The 21,710-nt window shown below is 65.9% G+C and carries 12 protein-coding genes and 2 tRNA genes; 7 read left to right on the forward strand and 7 right to left on the reverse strand.

From position 1 onward, the window contains the following. Positions 1-95 precede the first annotated feature (95 nt). Positions 96-184, reverse strand: a tRNA-Ser gene (locus tag LJ362_RS14730). Positions 185-1,030: 846 nt separating this feature from the next. Here LJ362_RS14730 and LJ362_RS14735 point away from each other — a divergent pair. Together LJ362_RS14735 and LJ362_RS14740 are read left to right on the forward strand one after the other, a co-directional pair. Continuing rightward, a complete protein-coding gene (locus LJ362_RS14735; protein ID WP_264799777.1) occupies positions 1,031-3,076 on the forward strand; it encodes an LCP family protein in 2,046 nt (681 codons plus the stop codon). Beyond that, positions 3,073-5,385, forward strand: coding sequence for an FAD/NAD(P)-binding protein (locus LJ362_RS14740; RefSeq protein WP_264799778.1), 2,313 nt, complete (start codon positions 3,073-3,075; stop codon positions 5,383-5,385). Before LJ362_RS14735 ends, LJ362_RS14740 begins: the two co-directional genes overlap by 4 nt. 369 nt (positions 5,386-5,754) lie before the next feature. Here LJ362_RS14740 and LJ362_RS14745 read toward each other — a convergent pair whose 3' ends face one another. Further along, positions 5,755-8,145 carry a YhgE/Pip domain-containing protein gene (locus LJ362_RS14745; RefSeq protein ID WP_264799779.1) on the reverse strand — a complete coding sequence of 797 codons (2,391 nt, stop codon included), beginning with the start codon at positions 8,143-8,145 and terminating at the stop codon, positions 5,755-5,757. Next, on the reverse strand, positions 8,142-11,102 hold the full coding sequence (locus LJ362_RS14750) for an MMPL family transporter (RefSeq protein ID WP_264799780.1): 2,961 nt from the start codon (positions 11,100-11,102) through the stop codon (positions 8,142-8,144). Before LJ362_RS14750 ends, LJ362_RS14745 begins: the two co-directional genes overlap by 4 nt. An 81-nt stretch (positions 11,103-11,183) precedes the next feature. Here LJ362_RS14750 and LJ362_RS14755 point away from each other — a divergent pair, with 81 nt between their 5' ends. From LJ362_RS14755 to LJ362_RS14765, 3 genes are all read left to right on the forward strand, one after another. Further along, positions 11,184-11,309: a hypothetical protein gene (locus tag LJ362_RS14755; protein WP_264799781.1), complete on the forward strand. Its 126-nt coding sequence runs from the start codon at positions 11,184-11,186 to the stop codon at positions 11,307-11,309. Next, entirely contained in the window at positions 11,306-11,968 is a 663-nt protein-coding gene (locus LJ362_RS14760; RefSeq protein ID WP_264799782.1) for a TetR/AcrR family transcriptional regulator, read from the forward strand. Before LJ362_RS14755 ends, LJ362_RS14760 begins: the two co-directional genes overlap by 4 nt. Positions 11,969-12,037: 69 nt before the next feature. Continuing rightward, positions 12,038-13,054 carry a hypothetical protein gene (locus LJ362_RS14765; protein WP_264799783.1) on the forward strand — a complete coding sequence of 339 codons (1,017 nt, stop codon included), beginning with the start codon at positions 12,038-12,040 and terminating at the stop codon, positions 13,052-13,054. 15 nt (positions 13,055-13,069) lie between these two features. Here the strand turns inward: LJ362_RS14765 and LJ362_RS14770 are convergent, their stop codons facing one another. Both LJ362_RS14770 and LJ362_RS14775 read right to left on the reverse strand, forming a co-directional pair. Next, entirely contained in the window at positions 13,070-14,218 is a 1,149-nt protein-coding gene (locus LJ362_RS14770; protein ID WP_264799784.1) for a C45 family autoproteolytic acyltransferase/hydolase, read from the reverse strand. A gap of 44 nt (positions 14,219-14,262) precedes the next feature. Next, positions 14,263-15,345 (reverse strand): MBL fold metallo-hydrolase, encoded by a 1,083-nt coding sequence (locus LJ362_RS14775; protein WP_264799785.1) that lies wholly within the window; start codon positions 15,343-15,345, stop codon positions 14,263-14,265. Positions 15,346-15,656: 311 nt separating this feature from the next. Here LJ362_RS14775 and LJ362_RS14780 point away from each other — a divergent pair, with 311 nt between their 5' ends. Beyond that, positions 15,657-17,093, forward strand: coding sequence for an APC family permease (locus tag LJ362_RS14780; protein ID WP_264799786.1), 1,437 nt, complete (start codon positions 15,657-15,659; stop codon positions 17,091-17,093). Between the two features lie 370 nt (positions 17,094-17,463). Here the strand turns inward: LJ362_RS14780 and LJ362_RS14785 are convergent. Beyond that, positions 17,464-17,551, reverse strand: a tRNA-Ser gene (locus LJ362_RS14785). Between the two features lie 120 nt (positions 17,552-17,671). Then, positions 17,672-20,194: a maltokinase N-terminal cap-like domain-containing protein gene (locus LJ362_RS14790; RefSeq protein ID WP_264799787.1), complete on the reverse strand. Its 2,523-nt coding sequence runs from the start codon at positions 20,192-20,194 to the stop codon at positions 17,672-17,674. A 230-nt stretch (positions 20,195-20,424) separates the two neighbouring features. On the opposite strand from LJ362_RS14790, the gene ilvA reads away from it, so the two are divergent. Continuing rightward, positions 20,425-21,696, forward strand: coding sequence for a threonine ammonia-lyase IlvA (gene ilvA / locus LJ362_RS14795; RefSeq protein ID WP_264801862.1), 1,272 nt, complete (start codon positions 20,425-20,427; stop codon positions 21,694-21,696). The last annotated feature ends 14 nt before the right edge of the window (positions 21,697-21,710 follow it).

A 21,710-nucleotide genomic window follows, 5' to 3' on the forward strand; every position in this document is an offset into this window, starting at 1 on the left:
AAAGGCGTCGGTACTCGCGGGCAAACGCGATTCTGTGGGAACGCAAGAACCCCTGCGCCCGAATTCACATCGGATCGCAGGGGTTCTGCCAAACGCGGAGCCGGTGGGATTTGAACCCACGGTCCCCCTATTGGAGGACTTCACCTTAGCAGGGTGACGCTTTCGGCCGCTCAGCCACGACTCCATCCGCAATGCTGCGATCCGCTTCGGCGAAATGCATACCGACAGACCCTCCAGCACTACGGGATACAGCCTAAGGGAAAGGAGCCATCCAGGGCAAAGCGCAACCGCGGAGAGTGGGCTTCGTCATAGTCGAACCGACCCGTGACGGGCGCAAATCCGGGCCGAACGTCCCCTTTGTACCGCTCCCCCACACCGGAATTCCAGCATTCATCAATGTCCAGGCGTAAAATCGGCGTGATGTGCTTTGCGGTCTGGTCTCAGATCCTCGCAGAAACACCGGTCGGAAATCCGATGCCCGCGGTGTGCCCTGCGCCGGAAACGAGAACGGCGAGCGGGCCGTATTGCACGAGCAGACAGTTTTTGAGGAGTAGACAACTTGCCAGAGTTTCCCCCTGACAAGCGCGGACCGCATGGGAGCGACCCCGATTCCCAGACAACAGGTCGTCGGCTCCGTGCCTCCTCTCGCCCCCGGTTCCGCGGCGACACCGCCGCCAGTGAAAGCGACTCGACACCGCAGTCGAACTCGCCGCAACAGAATTCTCGGCAGTTTGAGCCTCGCCGCTCGGACGCCCAGCGCCGTGACTCGCAACAGCTGCCGACCTCGGCGGTGAATCCCCGCCGGTCCCGCACGAACTCGGACCAGAATTCCGGTCAGAATTCGGGCCAGGACTCCACACGGTCCGCCGACGCCCGATCCGACTATTCATTCCGCACAAGCTCCCGCGGATCCGGAGATCAATCGGACAACCGACTCGGCGACAGCACCCGGGACGCAGGAACTTCGTCCCGCTCGCCGCATGCACCGCCTCCGCGTCCGGTCGCCCCGCGCACTCGCCGCGAAGCCCGAATGCTGCGTGCAGCCGCCGCCAGCGGAGCCTCTGCGGCCGGAGTGGCCGCGGCAGCAAGCTCGCACACACAGGACGATCCGGGCGCCGGTTCACGGCGCGATCCTGCCCACGATGCTCCTCGCACCTTCGCACGGGACGAATCGGCCGCCTCGGCGAGAGATTCTCGCGATGACAGCCACGCTGACACCGACACGGACTCCGCCCCGACGACGCGACGTGACGCGCGCGAACGGCACGCGGCCGGATCCCGCGGCCGGGGCCGGAAGAAGCCATCCGCCGCACGAGGCGCCCACAGCGCCGCGGCTGCAGCAGCGGTCGGCACGGGCGGCACGGCAGCCGCAGCCGGCGCATCGTCTGCCGCGAGAGCAGCCGACGACAACGGCTCCGCCCACGACGAGAAGTCCACCGGTCACGAACCGGGACGGGCCCGTCGCCATTCCTCCCGCCTCGGCGAATCGTTCCCCAGCCTCGTCGGCTGGACCTCTCTGAGTACCCTGCTGCCCGGCGTCGGACTGCTGCGCACACGCTTCCGGCCCGCCGGGCTCATAATCCTCGGTCTCTTCGTCATCTCTCTGCTCGTCGGGCTCGTCTATCTGCTGGTCAAGGGACCGGTGCGTGCGGTCGCCACGATCGTCGCCAGTCCCTCGCTGCTGAACTTCCTCGCCATCGCCGCCGTGCTCGTGGCCGTGATCTGGATCCTCGTGATGGTCGTATCCCACCTCGGGCTGCGCCGCGGTCACCGATACCGGCCCTGGCAGAACAAAATGGCCGGCGTCCTCGTCGTCTCCCTCGCCCTCATCATCGGCATCCCGCTGGGCGTCGGCTCGGTCTTCGCCCGCGTGCAGTCCGACACGGTCGCCAGCCTCTTCGGCGACAGCACCGGCAAAGCCCACAGCGCCGAGGACCTTTGGGCGGACAAGCCCTATATCAACGTCTTCCTCATGGGCCGCGACAACGGCGACGACCGTGAAGGCACCCGCCCGGACACGATGCTCGTGGCCTCCATCGACACGAAGACCGGCAATGCCGCGCTCATCTCCGTGCCCCGTAACCTCGCGTTCCCGGTCTTCCCCGAAGGCAGCGAACTCGAAAAGGCCTGGCCAGACGGATTCCGTCCCTCCGGCGACTCCTCTGAGGACCTCATCAACGCCGTGTGGCAGTGGGGCGAACAGAACCCGGATCAGATCGGCAATGCGCACGGTCTCGAACCTGGAATGTGGACGACGATGCAGGCCGTCGAAGGCTCCTTGGGCCTCAAACTCGACTATTGGGCCTCGGTCGACATGGCCGGATTCGAAGACGTCGTCGACGCCATAGGCGGAGTCAAGATCGACGTCGAACGCCCGATCCCGATGGGCGGCGGAAAGTCGATGTCGGGTGTGAAGAACGAGGTCTACGGCTGGGTCGATCCCGGCCCGCAGACCCTCAAGGGCAAGGACGCGCTGTGGTACGTCCGCTCCCGCGAAGGCAGCGACAACTACGACCGCATGTGCCGTCAGCAGCGCATGCTCAAGACGACGCTCGAACAGGTCGATCCGCAGGAGATCGCCACGGCCTACCCGAAGCTCGCGAACTCAGCGACCCGGAACATCGCCACCTCGATCCCGCAGAACGAGATCCCGGCCTTCATCGAGCTCGCTCTGATGATGCAGAAGGGCGACGTCACCACAGTGCAGATCAACAACGACGTCACCCCCACCTATGACCCCGACTACGATGTGCTCCACAAGTGGATCCTCGGCGAGGTCAAGGGCGCATCCGACGGCGAGGAGACCCCGAAGCCGACGAACGACGGCAGCAAGTCCCAGGAATCCGAGGACAGCGCGGATTCGACCGAGGACAGCACCGAAGACACCGCCACCGAGGAACCCGCCGATTCCGCGGATGGATCCACGGATGAGGCCGGCGCCGAGGCGGACGCCACCGAAGCGGCAACGCCGGGTGAGCCCAACGCCGAAGGCAAGTGCTACCCGAAGGGCTTCAAGCCCGGCGACGACTTCCCCGGCTACCCCGGACCCAACGGCGGAACCGGCGAGCAGGGGTGAGTCAGGCTCCACAAACTCCCGCCCCCGCGGTCGCGATCATCGGCGTCGGACCGCGGGGTCTCACCGTTCTGGAGAGACTCGTGGCTCTGGCTGCGAAACGCTTCGCCGGCACCCTCGGCGCGCCCCGCAGCGCGGCTGACGCCACCACCGAGACCGCGCTGACCATCCACCTCATCGACCCGTACCCGCCCGGCGCGGGAATCGTGTGGCGCACCGACCAGCCCGAGTCTCTGCTGATGAACACCACCATCGCCGAGCAGACTGTCTTCCCCGACTCCAGCTGCAGCTTTCTCGGCCCCGAAGAAGCACCGACCGGACCGTCCATGGCCGAGTGGTACCTTGCCAACGGCGGCACCGAACCGCTGCACTCGACCTTCCCCAGCCGCAGTCTCTACGGCCGCTACCTCCGCGACGCCTACCGGCGCATCCGCGAGGGCGCACCGGACTTCATCGAGATCGTCGAACACCCGACGAAGGCCGAATCTGTCATCGACCTACCCGCGATGGACCTCCCGCAGCCGGTTCCTGAGGGATCGCGGGCCACAGTTCCCGAGCAGCTCGTGCGTTGCCAGAACGGCACGACGATCGTCGCCAGCGCAGTCGTCCTCGCCGTCGGCCACATCCCCAGCGCCCAGCCCGAGGAGCGCGCCCGCCTCGCCGCTTTCGCCGAACTGGGCGGCGGGCTCTACCTGCCGCAGGGTCTGCCCGCAGAAACCCCCGTCGCCGAGGTGGCCCCCGGTGAGCGGGTCATCGTCCGTGGAATGGGGCTCAACTACTTCGACCTGCAGACCCTGTTCACTCATGAGCGCGGCGGTCGCTATCAGGCGCAGCCCGGCGGACTGCTGCGGTATGTGCCCAGCGGTGACGAACCGCGGCTGGCACTGGGGTCACGACGCGGAATCCCGTACCGCAGCAAACCGATCTGTCATGAACATCCTCGGCGGGACTGGCCCCTGCGGTATTTCACGAAGGACAATATCGCTCTGCTCGCCGGGATCGAGGACCTCGGCGGAGAACGCAAGGCCGGTGCCCGATTCAATGATCAGCTGTGGCCGCTCATCCTCGCCGACCTGCGTCTGGCGTACTATCACACGCTCTCCCAGGTCCGTCCCGGAGCGTTCGCCGATGACCCGGGCCAGCTGCGCGAGGCCATCGGCGAAGCCGTCTCGCGCCACCTGACCCGACGCACCTGGCAGGAGACCCACCCGCAGTCGGGCGAAGTCGGCTCGTCCGAGGATCGGGCCGCTGCGACCGCTCGCGCTGCGGCAAGCGCCACGGCCGCGACCAGCGCTGCACGAGCAGCCAGCGCCACGACCACCGAGGATGCCGCCCGTCTAGGCCGCGTCACCCGCGAGGCCTTCGCCTGGTCGGAGATCGAAGAGGCACTCGTGCCCGATCCCGCCGACCGCATGTCACTGCACACCCTGCTCAACCCGCTCGAAGGCGAGCTCTTCACCAGCCGTGAGCCGGGCGAGACCGGTTCTCTGCACGAGTGGATGCTCGACTTCCTGCGCACTGACCTGCGCAGCTCTCTGGCAGGTCCGACCGGAAGTCCGGAGAAGGCGCTCTTCACCGTGCTGTGGCAGTCCCGGCTGCTGCTCAAGGAGCTCATCGTCGCAGGCCACATCGATCGCGTTAGCATCGACATGGAGATCCTCGGCTGGTTCGAGGGCTTCGTCTCCGGCATCTGCGACGGCCCTCCACCGCAGCGGATCGCCGAACTCATCGCCCTCGCCGAGGCGGGAATCGTGACCTTCATCGGCCCCGATATGCGCATCGAAGAGAACCCGGACGCACTCCGTGGGGCCTCGGATGCACCCGAAGCCGAAGCAGAGAATGCAAGTTCCGGCATCGCCGCACGCCCGGACGGGTCCGAGAATCCCATTTCCGCGGTGCAGGGGCTCACCGATGAGACGCAGGGGCCGCGGCCGGAGATCTTCACGGTCACCTCGGCGCAGGCCGCCGGAGCGATCACGGGCAGCGTCGTCATCGATGCCGCGTCCCCGACGAACTCCGTCTCACGTGCCGCCGACGTCCTGCTGCACGGGATGCTCGAACGCGGTCAGCTCACCGCGGCCCGTCTGACCTTAGACGACGGTCGGGAGAAGTTCCTCAACGGACTCGCGCTCACGTCTCGGCCGTATCGCACGATCGATGTCGAGGGCAACGTCCACCCGCGCCGGTTCGCTCTGTCGATCCAGCTGTCCTCGAAGCAGTGGGGCCTCGCGATCGCAGCCAATCCGGGCACGAACGCAGCCACGCTCAACGATTCGCACGCCGCTGCCGAGGCGATCCTCGCCCTCCTCTGAGACCCCGCAGGCTCTTGCCCGGCGCCAGTCGCCCAGCACCGAACGCGAACTACCCCGTTTAAGGTGAACAGCCCTGTTTCAAACAAGAGCTATTCACCGCAAACTGTGCTGTTCGCAGACTCGCCCCGCGCCTCGGGGGCGCAATAGGTACACCTTTCTCTGAACTGCTCACCGAGGAAAGTGTCCCGTCCAGAGAAGACGAGACCAAAACAGCCTTCCTCAGCCCACTGACGCCAACAGCACGGTTTAAGGCGATTAGCCCCTGTTCAAACAGATGCTGTTCGCCTTAAACCGTGCTGTTCGCAGACGTGCCACGGTGCGACGCCCCAGGGCCGTCCTAGACGGCGCCCCGGAGCACCGCCCCGACGCTTACGCCATTTCGAGGGCGGCTTCGGGCTTCGTGGTCCGGGCCCGAACGATGGCCAGCAGCGACATCACGATGCCGATGACCGCCCAGGCCAGCAGTCCGCCGTACGCGGCAGCCTGCCCGCTGGTGCCCGCGGCGATCGCAGCGAAGCCGTTCATCGACGGAGTCAGCGGCAGGATCGGCGCCACGAAGTCGAAGAACTGCGGCACGGCTCCGATCGTCCGACCCGCCACGGCCAGCACGACGGCGATGACCGAGAGGAACCTGCCCACTCCCCCGAACCACGCCACGAGGGCGAAGTTCAGGATCATAAACACGATCGCTGAGACGAACGTGAGCACTGCGATGTCGAAGCCCTGGATCGCGTCGATGTCCATCACGGTGACCGCGAGGATTGAGAGCACGAGCGCCTGCAGCACGCCGACGACGAGGCCGGGCAGCAGTCCGCGCGCCCACACGGCGAACGAGGACTTCGTCGAGAGCAGAGCCCACGCCGGGATCGGCTTGAGCACCGTGTAGGTGACCAGTCCGCCGATCCACAGGGCGAGCATGATGAGCAGCGCGATCGTCGATCCCGCCAGCACATCCGTGACGCTGTCCGTGTCCGGCGATTCGATATTCGCCGAGGCGACCTTGGCCAAGCGGTCACGTTCCGGAGCCGTGTAGGACGGCACTTCGTCCGCACCGTCCTTGACGCCGTCGGAGAACTTGCTCACGCCCTTCGCGTACTTGCCCGTGCCCTCATCGAGTTCGTCGAGGCCGGCGGCCAGCTCTGAGGTGCCGGTCGCGGCCTCGGAGACGCCGTCGGTGTACTTGCCGACGCCGGTGCTGTATTCGCTCAGCCCATCGCTGAGCTGACCGGCACCGTCGGAGAGTTCCGAGGAACCGTCTGCGACCTTGCCGATGCCCTTGGACAGCGCCGGCATGCCGTCGGCGAGCTGCTGGTTGCCGTCGGCGACGCCGGCGGCACCGTCACGCAGCCCCTTCGAGGCCTCCAACAGCTTCGGAGCATTCTTCGAGATGTCCTCCATGCCCTTCATCAGATCGCCGAGGCCGTCCTCGAGTCCCTTGACGAACTTGGTCACACCATCGGAGAGTTCCGAAGCACCCGTGGCGAGGTCATCGGACCCGCCGAGGAGGGACGAGCCGTTCTGCTCCTGCTCGAGCCCGTCGACGGCCTGGTTCAGACCACCCGAAGTGCCGCCCAGCAGCCCCTGAGCGTAGGCCTGTTCGATGCCCTGACAGACCTGGTCGGGGGTGCCGGTCGGGCACATCTCGGCCCGTGCCTGCTCCGCCTCGTCCTCTGTCATGATGCCGGCAGCCACGAGCGCGTTGAGATCAGGCTTCGTCCCGGCAAGCTGATCGGCCTTGTCCGCTCCCTCTTTCAGTCCGTCTCGGTACTGGTGCAGTCCGTCGGAGAGGCCTGAGGCGCCCTTGGACACACCGTCGGCGCCCTTCTCGAGTTCCTTCCCGCCCTTGGTGATGTCACCGAGGCCGCCTTCGCCCGAGTCGCCGGATCCGGCGAAGCCCTTGATGATCTCGTCGATGGACTTCGTGTATTCGTCGACTCCGTCGGAAAGCTCACCGGAGCCGTCTGCCAGCTTCTGCGTGCTCTCGGGCAGCTTCGAGGTCTTCTTGTCGAGTTCGTTCAGGCCCCCGGACATCTCCGAGGCACCCTTGGACAGTTCGCCGGCGCCCTTCGACAGCTCTGTGGCTCCGGACTTGAGCTCGCCGCCGTTGTCGCTGAGCTGCTTCATGCCCGTAGACAGCTCGCCGGCGCCTTCGGCCGATTGTCCGGTACCTTCCTTGAGGCCTTCGGCACCCTTGTCGAGTTCCCCGGCGGCGTCGCCGAGGTCCGTCATCTGATCGCCCATCTTGTTGAAGCCGACGTAGATGTTGTCGAGGTAGTTCTCGGTCATCTGCGTGTTGAACGTCGTCCGCGCCACCCCGGCGACGGATCGGGAGATCTGCGTATCGAGCGCGGGAGCGGTCCCGGAGACGTCGACGTCGAGCTGCGTCTGCGTCGCCGACTTCGCATCATCGACCGAGGTCACAGCGCGGGAGAAGCCTTCGGGGATCGTCAGCTTCGCGGCGTAGGTGCCGTCGGACAGCCCGTTCTTCGCATCCTCTTCGTCGGTGATGACCCAGTGGATATTGTTCTCGTCCTCGCCCACCAGGCCGCTGGTCAGCTGACGGCCGATCGGCACGGTCTTGCCGTCGACCTTCGCCCCGTCATCGTTGTTGACGATGGCCGCTTCGATGGTCTCGAGGCGATCGCCGCTCTTCCACGTGGCGAGGATGAATCCGGCCGCCACGATGATCGGGATGAGGACCAGGCCGAGGAGGGAGAGCCAGTTCACCGGCTTCTTCGAGTTCGCACGTTCGAGTCTCACGACTGCACACCTTCCATGTTGGTGCTGTCGACGGCGTGGGTGTGTTCGCCGTCGGATTCGCTGTCGGTTCCGCCTCGCTCATTGGGTCGAGCCTCGTCGAGGTCGAGGTGGAAGTAGTTCGTTTCGGGATCGAAGGTCCCTGCCACGTCCCCGTCGGGCAGGCCGAGGATGACGGTGGTGCCGTCGGCGACGAGCTGCGGCAGCAGATCGCGCAGGTCCCGTGCGGGTCCGGCCGATTCCCGTGCCCCTGCCGCGAGCTTCTCCGCTCCGTCGATGACGAGCAGATCCGGCGCCGAGGCGGCCATCCGAGAGATGTCGCGCGGGCTGATCGTCCGGTCGGCTTCACCCCGGCTGAGGTCGAGGTAGGGAACCTGCCGGCGGACCCGTCCGGCGTGTTCGGGCAGGACGTTCTGGCCGATCTTCATCTCCCCGTCCGTGAGTCCGACGCGGCCGGACACGGCGAGCAGGAGGGCTCGGCGGGAATCGCCGCTGGCGACGAGGATCTGACCAGGCAGCAGGGAGACGTCGACGCGGGCGAAGCCGCGGTCTCCGGAGTACACGCCGATTCCGCGTCCGTAGACTCGATAGACCGAGTTCGGTTCCGGCCAGTCGCGCAGGGCCACCTCGTGGGCGAGGCCCTCTCCTTCGACGTCGAGGCGCGGCAGGATCCGATCGAGCCACTTCGGCAGCCACCAGGCCTTGTCGCCGAGCAGCTGCATGATCGCCGGCACCAGCGACATGCGCACGACGAAGGCGTCGACGAAGATGCCGGCGGCCAAGGCGAGCGCGATCGATTTGATGATCGGTTCGCCGGCGGGCACGAAGGCCGCGAAGACGGAGAACATGATGATCGCTGCGGCCGAGACGACGCGGGCAGACGAGGCGAACCCGGCCCTGATGGCGTCCTTGGCCGAGGAGCCGTGGACATAGGCTTCGCGCATGCCCGAGACGAGGAACACCTCGTAGTCCATCGCGAGGCCGAAGAGGATGCCCATGACGATGATCGGCAGGAAGCTGATAACCGGTCCCGTCCCGTCGATGCCCAAGGGGCCTGCGAAGAGTCCGTCGTGGAATACGAGGACCACCGTGCCGAAGGAGGCGAAGACGGAGAGGAGGAACCCGCCGGTGGCCTTGATCGGCACCGCCACGGAGCGGAAGACCATCATGAGCAGGATGATGGAGAGTCCGACGACGAAGATGCCGAAGGGCACCAGAGCCTTGCCGAGCTGGTCCGAGACGTCGATCTGGATCGCGGTGGCACCGGTGACGGCGGTGTCGAAATCGAAGTCGTCCTCGATCTCCGTGCTCAGGTCCCGCAGCCGATCGACCGTGTCGAGGGTCGCCGGATCGTCGGAGGCGGTGGTCGGAATGATCTGGAAGAGCCCGACGGTCGCGTCCCGGTTCGGGGTGGCCATGATGACCTGCTCGACGCCGTCGACCTTCTCGATGCGCTTCTCGATCTCCTCGACGTCACCGAGCGGATCATCGCTGGTCACGATCTGGCTGGTCATGACCAGGGGTCCGTTGTAGCCGGGCCCGAAGTGCTCGTCGATGAGGTCGTAGGTCGCCCGCGCCGGGGTGCCCTGCTCCTGGTCGCCTGCAGTGGGCAGGGACAGCTGGAGCTGGGTAGCGGGGATCGCGAAGAGCGCGAGGCCGCCGACGATGACGACGATCGTCAGCAGCGGGATCTTCGTGACGACCTTGAGCCACCCGGCGAAGAACTTGTTCATGATCGTCGGCGGGTACGGGTCGCCGCCCTCGGCGCGCGCCTCGTCGGCGATCTTCTCCCGCAGGGCCGGGTCGGTCGCCTCGGCGGGGGTTCCTGTGGAACCGTCGGTCGCCTCGGTGCCGGTCGATGATCCCTGCGCCGAGGCGGTCGTGCCCGTCGTCGCCCGCTGAGCGGCCGCGGCGTAGGCCTTCCGGTAGCGCTTCGTCGGCTTCGGGGTGATCTTGGATTTGGCGAGCCCCAGCAGGGCGGGGACCATCGTCAGGGAGATCATCACGGCCACGGCGACGGAGCCGGAGGCCCCGATGCCCATGATCGTGAGGAAGGGGATGCCGGCCAGGGACAGGCCGAGGAGTGCGATCATCACGGTCATGCCCGCGAAGACGACAGCGGATCCGGCAGTCGCGACGGCGCGACCGGCCGCCTCGATGGGGTCGTGGCCTTCAGCGAGGAGGTCGCGGGCGCGGGAGACGATGAAGAGTGCGTAGTCGATGCCCACAGCCAGGCCGAGCATGAGCGCGAGCATGATCGATGAGGAGTTGATCGTCGCGAATGCGGTGCCGCCGACGATGAGCAGCACGGAGATGCCGACGCCGATGAGCGCGGTGATCAGCGGCATTCCCGCGGCGCGGAAGGACCCGAGGGTGAGCAGGAGGACGATGAAGGCGATGACGACGCCGATGCCTTCGACCCAGGAGATCTCGACACCGGTGATCTGGAAGAGCTCACCGCCGCCTTCGACCTGCGCTCCGGGCAGGGCGTCGCGCAGCGGGTCGAGGGCCTCGATGAGGTTGTCGCCGGCGTCTTCCCCTACGTCCTGCTGAGTGCCGTCGTACTGGACGGAGATCATGGCCGCCGTCTCGTCCTTGCTGATGGCGCCCTCGACGAGATCGGAATACGGGGAGGTCACCGTGTCGACGTGCGGGAGGTCCTCGATGCGGTCGATCTCGTCTTCGATCGCGTCCTTGTACTTCGCGTCCTCCACCGAATCGCCGTCGTCGGCGACGACGATCACCGAGGCGGAGACGCCGGCGGCTTCGGGGAACGTCGACTTCATCGAGTCCAGAGCGGTCTGCGCCTCCGAACCCGGGAGTGTGAAGTCATTGTCGAAGTCCTTGGAGAAGGCGGCGACTCCGGCTCCGACGAGCACGAAGATCAGCAGCCACGCGGCGATGAAGCGCCACGGGGTCCGATACGCACGACGGCCCAGGGCGTAGAGGAAAGTTGACACGAAAACCTCGATACAAAAGTGTATTGGATACAGTGTTGTATTGTTGTGCACTGCCCACATTCCACGCAAATGGATCCCAGGTTGAGCGGGGATTCCCATGAGATGCTCAGGCGCCTCGCTCTCCGCCCCACCGTCGCGGTCGGCTCCGATGTCGGCGCAGACGACTGCACCACCTTGGCCATCGCCGACCCCACCGCAGCGAAATGACGATGAACACAGACGAACTCAGCCCACGCAGACGCCAGACCCGATACACCCTCGTTCAGGCCGGCACCTCGGTGTTCGCCGTGCGCGGCATCGACGGCGCCTCGATCGAGGAGATCTGCGAGGCCGGAGGCCTGACCCGAGGGGCGTTCTATTCGAACTTCTCCAGCCGTGACGATCTGGTGCTCGCGATCATCGAGATGCGCACCTCGGAGAACCTCGATCGCCTCGACGACACGATCCAGCGGTGGTCTGAGCAGCTCATGGCCACTGCCGAGGTGCCTGAGATCAAAGCTCTGATGACGCAGTTCATCGACGATGTCTTCAATGAGAAGAAGCAGACCGTGGCCGAAACGATCACGGAACAGGAGATCGAGCTCTACTGCCTGCGGATCCCGCATCTCCACGCCCGCTATGTCGAACTCAACGCCCCTCAGCTCGACCGGCTGGCCGCACTCGTGACCACGGCCCTCGACGTCGCCGGCGCCATGACGAAGCAGCCGATCGGCGACTTCCTCACGATCATCATCTCCGTGTTCAACCGGATCGCCCTGACTGCGGCGGCCGGGAAGAAGATGGACGAGCACGTCGCCATCGATCCGAGCCTCATCGTCGAGGTCCTCATGCACCTCATCGACTTCTGTCCCGACAGCGATGGCTGAACGAGTCTGCCGCTATCACGAGGCCTGAACGCGCTCGACGAATCGGTTCGAGGCACTAAGGTGGTGCCCGTGAACGAACTCCAGCGCGAATTCTCTGCTTTCATCAACAATATGGACGTCCGCCTCGGCGCGTTCGTCCTCGCCGACCTCCCCGAGACCTTCGAGAAGGAGGACGGGGAGACCGTGAAGTTCCCGAAGGACTTCGGGCCGAAGTCACTGCCGATGCTCGAACTCTTCGTGCTCTCGAAGTTCCCGAACACCGAAGAGATCCTCAAGCCGGAGAATCGCCGCTTCTTCGAAGGACTCATCCGCTACCTCGGCGAGACCTATCTGCGTGCGATCGGCGGGGTCTGGGACCACGACGAGTCGACAGGCAACGGGATGCCGTTCATCCGCCCCGACAATGCCGACGGCCCGGCCGCCGGTGAGCCGATCCCGCTCGTGGGCATCGTGCTGGCCGCCGTCGATCAGCGCAGCGCGGAGGTGTTCACCGCGGTGCTCGAGAAGGCCAGGGAGCTCCTCGGCGGGGATGGGCAGCCCAGGCGCAAGTGCACGGGGCTCTCCATCGGTGTGCTCAATGCCGAGAACTCGAGCGAGGAGGAGGTCGAATTCCTCACCCGCTTCATCGGCACCGTCGAACCGGGCATCGCGGCCTGGACGCAGGAGCAGGCCGATCCGAGTTCGTGGGGCTTCGACCGGGAGAGCCTTGCCCGTCTGGGCAAGCAGGTCGCGGTCCGCTACGACGGCCCCGATGACATGATCGCCGAGGACGAGACCCCCTTCACTGCCGGCGCCATGCGCTTCATCGGTGAGACGGTGCGCCGCATCGCCTTCGGTCAGTGGCGCTACGGCGCCGGGCTCGAATCCGATGATCCGCGCAGCAAGCAGCCGTTCATCCGCTTCGTCATCGGCGATCAGAATCTCGATCTCGTGCCGTGGCGGCTCATCCAGGCCGCACTGGAGAACGACGATGCGATCGCGTCAGCCCTTGACGCAGTCATCGAGATGCGCGAGCAGGAAGCCGCCGAGGCGGACGAGAGCTCCGATGATTCCGCCAGTGCGGCGGACGGAGCAGACGAGGACTGAACGACCGCCGCCGGTTCAGAGTTGGAAGCGGCGGTTTCCGTGCAGACCGTCGGCCGGTGAGCCGGGTGCGAGGTCGATCTGTCTGCGCGCGGGATCGATGCGCACGCTGACCAGGGTCGCCGAACGATCCCCGTAGGCGGCGCCGGGCGCCGGAGTGCAGCACACAGGCGCGTCTCCCGGTCCCGTCGTCAGCAGTTTCGTGAGATCTCCGACCGTGACGGCCCTGCCGCCGCGCGACAGCGCACGTTCGGCTTCGAAGCGCACGACCGCCTCGGCGAGGTGACGGTAACGTTCCTGCGAGGTCGAATCGGGGCGCAGCTCGAGCGCACCGTCGAGCAGATCGGGGTGCAGGAAATGGTTCGTGTGGATGAGGAACCCGGACTCCCCCGTCTCCCCGTCGGCCCCGTGCACCGCGCGGGCCCGGCGCTCGCGCATGTGTGCACCGGCGATCTCGACCTGGACGGCCGCCTCGGCGGTGATGACGGTGATGATCGACGACGATGAGGTCTGGGCGGAGTCGATGATCTCGAGCGCCTCGGCGAGGGTGCCCGCTTCGGCCAGGACCCGGGCGAGGATCATGTGGATGGGCACTCCCCCGGCCGTGTCGCCGGTGTGCTTGAGGATGTTGAGCAGCACGCCGACGCCGGCCTCGTTGAGACCGATCTTGCCGAGCATTCCGAACTCGGCGATACCCACATGCCGGTGCTGACCGGGCACGGCACCGACATCGTTGAAGTGCCACAGAGTGGAGAAGTCCGCCGCCCAATCCCAGTTCTGCGCGGCCACGGAGGCGCCCGGGCTGGTGTGGCTCACGGTCGAGCATTCGGTCGGCGCGGCCTCAGCTTGGGTCATGATCTCGGTACGGGCGATGATCTCCATGAGCTCCGTGACGTCGATGCCCGCTCCGGCGGCGACGGCTTCGACCTCCTCGGCGCCGGTCGGCCACCAAACCTGCAGCTGCCGCCAACTCGATACGGCTGCGGACTCCACGGCCGCCTCGGTGATAGACAGGTGCGAGAAGTAGCGCCGATACGCGTCCAGGGTGGACGCGATTCCCGTGCGCAGCTCCTCACCGCGCCGGCGACCGCGCTCGATGTGGTCGTTCGCGTGGACGGCGAAGGTCACGGGCCGCACCTCGGCGGCGGGGACGAATTCGGTGCTCATGCTGGTTCCTCCTTGCAGTCCCTCTTCTTAGGGCCGGGTCCGGCTCAGTCCTTGCCGACGAGAGAGCCGACGCCGATGTCGATACCGAGATAATGCATGTGCGCGGCGGTTTCGGCAAGGGCGGCGAAGAGGTTGAAGTTGTGCAGGCTCTCGAAGCCGCGGGACCAATGCAGGCCCGCCGCGATCGAGTAGACGCTGTGGTCGTCGGTGGCCTCCATGCGGGCGCGGATCTCGCCGAGGCGCTCGTGGTGGTGTTCGACGAGTTCGACCTTGCGATCACGGAGTCCGGTGAAGCGGAAGCCGTGGGCCGGCAGCACCGCTACGTCCTCGTCGAGCTCGCCGATCTTCTCCAGCGAGCGCAGATAATCGCCGAGGCTGTGCGTGATCGCCCCGGAATCGAGGCCGATGTTCGGGGTGATCGTCGGCAACACGTGGTCACCGGAGAAGAACAGTTTGTCCTCGTCGCGGACGAACGCCGAGTGACCGTAGGTGTGTCCGGGCGTCCACATAGCTGTTACTCGGCCCTCGTCGAGAGGGAGCTCTGTGCCGTCATCGAGGACGTGGATGTTCTCCGGCAGTCGACTCATCGCCTGTCTGTACAGGTCCATCGAGTCGCCCTTCGACCCGCCCTTGCTCGATCCGACTTGGAGGCTTTCGACTTCGGCCCACCGGTTCTCAGGGACTCCGTAGGCGCGGGCGATGTTGAGGTTGGGGTCGATGCCGGTGCCGAGGTCGACAGCGTTGGTGTAGAAGCGTTTGATCGCGCGCAGGTCCTCGCCGTGCATGGCGACCCAGGCGTCGGGGTTCTTCGCGAGCAGTGCGGGTACGAGCCCGATGTGGTCGCGGTGGTAGTGGGTGATGGCGATTCCGTGGATGTCGGCGACCGTGAAGCCGAGGTTGTTAAGCGCCGAGGTGAGCGCCAGGTACTGGTCCCTGCCATCCCAGCCCGGGTCGATGAGGACGACGCCGGAGCCGTCGGCGAGGGCATAGCAGTAGGTGTAGACGAGAGGGTTGTTCGGGATCGGCACCGGGAGGGCCCAGACACCTTCGGCGACCTGTTCGACCGGAGGCAGGACTCGATCCTTCCATGCCGCCGACTGCTGGGAACTGAGCGTTTCGATCGCCATACTGCTCTCACACCTCTCGTGGGGCCACATTGTCCGTTGACTGCAATCTACTCTGTTTCGCGCCAGTGCTGACGGTTCGTTCGATAACTGGGCACGGCAGCCTTTGCCGGGACTACCGATATCGTTGCTGAATTTGACGATTTTCACCGGAAAGGTCACGATTTAACACTGATATCCGTCCCGATCCTCGGCAATGGTTTCGTTTTCAGTACCTTGGGCGTTAAGATCATGACGCACATCACTTCCGGGCCGGTCATCGATGTCCACATCGACGGCCCGGTGGGCGGCAGGACTCATTGGGGAGGATTGATATGGTTGCCTCTGGCTCACTGAAGCGCAACCTCGGGCTGTGGTCCATCGTCGGACTCGGACTCGGGTATATGACGCCGACGGTCGTCTTCGACACCTTCGGAATCGTCTCGGAGCAGACGAATGGAGCTGTTCCAGCGGCGTATCTCGTTGCTCTCATCGTCATGATCTTCACGGCCTTCAGCTACGGCAAGATGGTCAAGGTCTTCCCCACCGCAGGCTCGGCGTACACCTATACACGGGAGACGATGTCGCCGGCGCTCGGCTTCCTCGTCGGGTGGACCTCACTTCTGGACTATCTGCTGCTGCCGATGGTCAACTGCCTCATCATCCGCCTCTATATGGAGTCGATGGTGCCCGACGCCCCGGCCTGGGTGTGGGTCGTCGTCTATACGATCGTCATGACCGGCATCGTCCTGTCCTCGATGCGGGGCACCGCGAACATCAACGGCATCCTCCTCGTCTTCGCGGTCGTGCTCGTCGCCACGTTCTGCGTGCTCGCCGTCATGCAGCTCAACGCCGGCGAAGGGGCCGGAGTCGTCTTCAGTCCGGAGCCGTTCATCCATGAGGGCGTCCACCTCGGCGCGGTTCTCACCGGTGCGACCGTCGTGTGCTTCTCGTTCATCGGCTTCGATGCGGTGACGATGTACACGAACGAGGCGAAGCACGTCAGCCTCATGCCGAAGGCGATCATGCTCACCGTTCTCGCCGGCGGTCTCATCTTCCTCGTCGCCGGCTATTTCGCGCAGCTGCTCTTCCCCGACAATTCGCAGTTCACCATCGTCGACGATCCGCTGCCGGAGATCGGCATGATCACCGGCGGCCACTTGTTCCAGCTGTTCTTCGTGGCCGCGGCATTCGCTGCGACCGCCGCCTCGGGGCTGGCCTCGCATGCATCGGTGTCGCGGATGATGCTCGTAATGGGCCGCAACGGGGTGCTGCCGCGCAGGGCCTTCGGATACATCAACCCGAAGACGCACACTCCGGTATTCAATATCGTGCTCGTCGGTGCGGTGTGCCTCTTCGCGATGTCGTTCAGCCTCGAACTCATCTCGGCGCTCATCAACTTCGGAGCGCTCATCGCCTTCACCTTCGTCAACCTCACGGTCATTGCGCACTACGCCTTCCGGACCAAGCAGGTCAAGGACTTCAGGTCGGCGTTCACCTACGTCGTGATGCCCGCCATCGGCGCGATCCTCACAGGAATCCTGTGGGTGAGCCTGCACGGGACCGCGCTCATCGGCGGCCTCGTGTGGCTGGCGATCGGGATCGTGTACCTGGCCGTGCTGACCCGCGGGTTCAAACGTTCGGTGCGCAGCTTCGACGACCTCGAAGCCGACGCCGAGATGTCCGAACCCGAGGTGCCGGATGCCGGCGAAGGCGCCGGGGCACACGCTGGTTCCAGCGATCCCGAACCGGGAGCGCCGGTCCGCGAGTGAGACGGCAGGCATGCGCACCTGCGCGGGCCCGAGCAGGAAGCACCCGTACGGGATTGAGACTGCGCGACTCGGTCTGCGGCAGCGGCACTGGCGGCGGCAGCGCTCGGACCGTCGTTCAAGCGCTCCAGCGCGGGAATGCCGTCGTTCAAGGCCAAGCGCGGTTACCGGTAGGTCTGCCCAGCGAAAAGCACGCTCAGCCTTGAACGAGCGGAAGCAGAGGCTTTGCCGCGAGTGCTGACCCTTCTTGCTACCTGACGGCGGCCCAGCAACCTCGCGCGAGTTGCTGGGCCGCCGTCAGGTAGCAATTGCGAACGCAGTAGCCCCTGAGCTCTTCGCTGTTGACGAAGAGCTCAGGGGCTTATCCATTGAGCGGAAGCGGTGGGATTCGAACCCACGGTGCGGGGTTGCCGCACAACGGTTTTCAAGACCGTCTCCTTCGGCCGCTCGGACACGCTTCCTTCGGTTCTTCCATGCCTGACAGCGATGGAGCGAACCCGGCCTGCTCGACGCGAGGTCGAGCCACCATAGTTTCTCACAACCGCAACAGCATCTGCCAATTGGCAGTTCAGGAGAGGCGCTCAGTCCTTCTTGCGCTTCTTCATCCGGTTCCGCTTACGCTCGGTGCCCAGGAGGTCGTCGAACACGGACCCGCCGGCAGGCTTCGAATCATCCCGGGACTTGTCCGTTGATTCGTCGAGCCGTGCCGCGGAATCGTCGCGACTCTTGTCCGGCCGCTCGGGTATCTGCTCGCCGAATGTTCCGCGGTCGCCGCCGGAGTCCTGCGAACGCTCGCTCCACGTATGGCCGAGCTTCGGTGCGCCCTTCGGCTTGGTCGGCTGCGATTCGTGTCCGGTGCTGTCGGCGTCCTCCGAGGTGGCGCCGCGCGCAGCGAACGAAGCCGGGACTCTTCGGACCGGAGCTTCCGATTCTTCCTCGTCGACGAATTCTTCGTCTTCAGCAGGAGCTGGAGCGCCTTCGGGCGCATCGATCTGGGGCGGGACCACGGTGGAGTCCTCGACATCGTCGATGTCGGGATCCGCGACCGCGTCAACGGTGTTCTCCGCGGTATCGGCGACTTCGACCTCGTCGACACCGGGGGCGCCGGCTTCGGACTCACTGGTCACGGAACCATCGGCTTCGGGTTCACCAGCTTCGGATTTGTTGGTTGCCAAGTCATCGGCGTGCGAGTCCTCGGCGTCCGAGTTCGCGATCGCGGCCGCGACGGCGCCAGAGGTGCCGCGGGGTGCGGCAGCGACCGATTCCGAATCGGCGGCGGTCGCCTCGTCGGCTGCAGGTGCCACGGCGAACGAGTCACTCGACTCAGACCCCGGGTCTGAGCCCTCGGCGGCCGCATCCGAGCCCTCGGCAACAGCAGCACCGGCTGCGTCGCCGGGTGCAGGTGAGTCCTCGGCCGCATCGGACCCCACTTCAGCGGATTCCGCCCAGCTGGAGCGGGTCTCAGCAGCCTCCTCGGTGCGGGCGGGCTTGCCCTTGAGGACGAGGGTGAGCGTGGCCAACGGCACGGACAGCCAGTTCGGACGGTTGCGCAGCTCGGTGACGACCTCGACGAGAAGCCGGTCGACAAGCGCCGCACGCAGCACGGGATCGCTCAGCCCGATGCTGTCGCCGCGTGCCCGCGAATAGCCGGACAGCAGCGAGTTCTGCACCTGCGAGGCCCAGAGGTATTCGGGCGAATCGAAGATCGCGCGCAGCGCTCCCGGATCATTGCCGAAGCCGCTGACGACCAGCGAGCCGTCCTCGGAGTCGAGCGCATCGGTGCGCTGGAGACGAGCGAATCCGGCGGCGTAGTCGATGCTGCGCAGCAGAGCCACGAGGTCAAAGGCGGCCGGCTTGGGATCCGAATTCGTCGAGTCCGTGAACTTCACGACCGAATAGCCGTCGGTCGACGAGCTGACCACATGATCGAGCGTCAGCTCGCCGTGGATCTTCTGCAGGGTGCCGATGGTCTCGAGTCCCTGCAGCCGGGCACGGTGGCCGCGCAGCTCCGGGACAAGCGAATCCAGGGCCAGAGGAGCCCGACCCAGCGCCCAGTCGATGCGCTCCACCCACTTCTGCACGAGCTGCTTCGTCGGTTCGCCGGCGCCTTCGACGACGCCGAACTCGGCGGCCATGTCGGTGTGGAGTTCGCCGATGCGCCGACCCATCTCCGCGGCGTGGGCGTTGTAGGCCCCGATCGAACCGGAGTCGACGGCGCACACCGTGTTCACGGCCTCCCGCCATGCAGGTTCGGCGTCGACATCGACGTGGGAGAGCAGCGCCATCGGCGCTTCCATCTCCTGGACCTCGAACATGTCGTACCAGCGGCCCGAGCCCCAGCCGATGACCTCGGGCACGCTGCGCGACCCCGCCTCGGTGAGGAGGACGGGGATCGTCAGCGATGACGGCATTCCGTTCTCGAGGACGCGGAAGAACGCGAGCTCCAGCGGCTCGTATTCGTCGTGAATGATGACGGTCGACTTGTGCTGCCCGGAGTCCGAGACCTCGATCGGGCGGATCTCGACGGGCATGACGTCCTCCGCCCCCACCGTGAGGTCACCGATCGATGGCTTCGGTGGGACCGCCTCGGCGGCGGTGTTCGTAGATCCATTCGCCGAGGCGGCCGCCCCGTTCGCGGTCACCGGGAACGGCATCGGCGCGCGGTCCCGGGCCTCGGTCTTCTCCTGGCTGTGGCGCAGGGATTCGGTGGACAGCTGCCCGCCGTCGAAGACCTTGCGCTTCGTGATCGCGTCGGCCATGAGGTTGACGAAGACGGGATCGGCGGCGCCGTCGTAGACGTAGACGGTGCCGAGCGCGAGGTCGTCGACGCGGCCGATGAGAGCGTGGCGCAGGTGCATGTCCTCGGCACCGCGCAGGGTCAGGGGGATGTTGAGGCGGCGCAGGGTGGGGCCGTCGCCGACGGAGATGACGGTCACGAGACCGGCGAAGCCGCCGAGCTCCTCTGCGGTGTAGGTGAAGGCGCGGGCCACCGACATGGGGGTGATGTCGGGGTCGGTCCCGAAATCTGCTGCGTGCTTGGGGAACCACGGCTGTCGGGGTATCCAGCTGGCTAACAGTTGTTCGAGCTCACTGCTGATGGCCATGACGTCTCCTAGAAGGGATTACGGGCATCCTCCATCCAATCATGATATGGGGTATTCGCGGTCCAGGGCGCACCCGAAACCCCGAAGTCGCGAGCCGAATCACGGGGCTCAGGTAGCCGCGAGGCAGGTACGAGGCGGGTTCTCAATGACCAGGCGACGGTCCTCATATCGATACGAATTGCCAAATAGCAAGACAAAGGGCGCACAATAGTCTGGTGGTTGAAACAGACATGACTCCCCAGAAGCTCACACTCGCCGGCGAGGTCGAGGCGGCTGCGCTGCGAATTTCCGATTCCGTCATCCTGTCGCCACTTCAGATCTGCGAGCGGTTGACGACCGCAACCGGTTCCACGGTCTACCTCAAGCGCGAGGACCTGCAGATGGTGCGGTCCTACAAGATCCGCGGCGCCTTCAACTTCATGCTCCAGCTCGATGCCGACGAACGCACACGCGGCGTCGTCTGCGCCTCGGCGGGCAACCATGCCCAAGGCTTCGCCCGCGCCTGCAGGGAACTGGGCATCCAGGGCACCATCTTCGTACCGAAGACGACGCCGAAGCAGAAGATCGAACGCGTCCGTCACTTCGGCGGGGAGCAGGTGACGATCGAGATCGCCGGCTCCACCTACGATGACGCCTCGGCGCTGGCGCACCGGTTCGCCGAACGCAATCAGGCACTCTTGGTCTCGGCCTTCGACGATATGCGCACGATCGCAGGTCAGGGCACCGTGGCAGCCGAGATCCACGCCCAGCTCGAGACCGACCCGGACTACATCATCGTGCCCGTCGGCGGCGGCGGAGTGCTCGCCGGAGTCGCGGCCTATGCGGCCGAACGGATGCCGAACACGAAGGTCATCGGAGCCGAACCCGCCGGAGCCGCCTCGATGATCGCCGCCCTCAAGGCCGGCCACCCCGTGACCTTGGAGAACATCGACCGCTTCGCCGACGGCACCGCCGTGCGCCGGGCCGGCAACATCACCTACGACGTCATCGCCGAACTCGGCCTCGACATCCGTCCCGTCGCCGAGGGCGCAGTGGCCACCGAGATGCTCGACATGTACCAGGTCGACGGAATCATCGCCGAACCCTCCGGGGCCCTGGCCTCGGCCGGGATCGGAGGACCGGAATCGGACAAACCGATCACGATCGAACCCGGATCGACCGTGGTGTGCCTGGTCTCCGGCGGCAACAACGACATCTCCCGCTACCCGGAGATCCTGGAGCGCTCACTCGTCCACGAAGGCCTCAAACACTACTTCATCGTCGACTTCCCGCAGGAGCCCGGAGCCCTGCGCCGATTCCTCAACGAGGTGCTCGGACCCGAGGACGACATCGCGATGTTCGAGTACGTCAAACGCTCCGACCGGGAGACCGGACCGGCGTTCGTCGGCATCCAGCTCGGCTATGCCGAAGACCTGCCGAATCTGCTCGAGCGGATGGAGGCCTCGAACATCGAGGTCGAGCGCGTGCACCAGAACTCGCCGATGTTCCGGCTCTTCGCCTGAGGGACCGGGCGGCG

This window comes from Brevibacterium sp. JSBI002, from assembly GCF_026013965.1.
GTDB lineage: Bacteria > Actinomycetota > Actinomycetes > Actinomycetales > Brevibacteriaceae > Brevibacterium.

Bases quoted from the DNA above. Each gene is read 5' to 3' on its own strand.
- LJ362_RS14735 (WP_264799777.1), top strand. From the start codon at position 1,031: ATGCTGCGTGCAGCCGCCGCCAGCGGAGCCTCTGCGGCCGGAGTGGCC.
- LJ362_RS14760 (WP_264799782.1), top strand. From the start codon at position 11,306: ATGACGATGAACACAGACGAACTCAGCCCACGCAGACGCCAGACCCGA.
- LJ362_RS14770 (WP_264799784.1), bottom strand. From the start codon at position 14,218: ATGAGCACCGAATTCGTCCCCGCCGCCGAGGTGCGGCCCGTGACCTTC.
- LJ362_RS14775 (WP_264799785.1), bottom strand. From the start codon at position 15,345: ATGGCGATCGAAACGCTCAGTTCCCAGCAGTCGGCGGCATGGAAGGAT.
- LJ362_RS14780 (WP_264799786.1), top strand. From the start codon at position 15,657: ATGGTTGCCTCTGGCTCACTGAAGCGCAACCTCGGGCTGTGGTCCATC.
- LJ362_RS14790 (WP_264799787.1), bottom strand. From the start codon at position 20,194: ATGGCCATCAGCAGTGAGCTCGAACAACTGTTAGCCAGCTGGATACCC.
- ilvA (WP_264801862.1), top strand. From the start codon at position 20,425: ATGACTCCCCAGAAGCTCACACTCGCCGGCGAGGTCGAGGCGGCTGCG.